Annotated in this window: 1 protein-coding gene; it reads right to left on the reverse strand. The window is 29.6% G+C overall.

Going from position 1 to position 334, the window contains the following annotated elements:
- Positions 1-334 (reverse strand): glycosyltransferase (locus tag BTM36_RS27870; RefSeq protein ID WP_139347178.1); only part of this gene is annotated, 334 nt, incomplete at both ends.

Here is a 334-nt window from a genome sequence, read left to right on the forward strand (position 1 = left end):
CGAACATCGCTCTGCATTCCATGATAATGAATTATTCCATTATCATGTAATTCACGAAGTCTTGGCTCATAATCTTCTTCACAAAATCCTAAAACATGAAATTTTGTATTGGGATATTTCTTTCTAATATACTGAGCTGCTTGTAAGTATTGATCTATCCCTTTTTCCTTCATAATCCTTGATATAAATACAAATTCTATAGTTTTATCAGAGGGATAAGGAATTAACGAAAAAAATTGCGTATTTACCCCAGACCCAGGGATAATTCTTGAATTTTTAATTACAATCTTCTTGTTTTCAAAAAACTGTTTATTTTCCTTATTTTGGAAGAATA

The organism is Herbaspirillum sp. VT-16-41 (genome assembly GCF_001994935.1).
Taxonomy (GTDB): Bacteria; Pseudomonadota; Gammaproteobacteria; order Burkholderiales; family Burkholderiaceae_D; genus Herbaspirillum; species Herbaspirillum frisingense.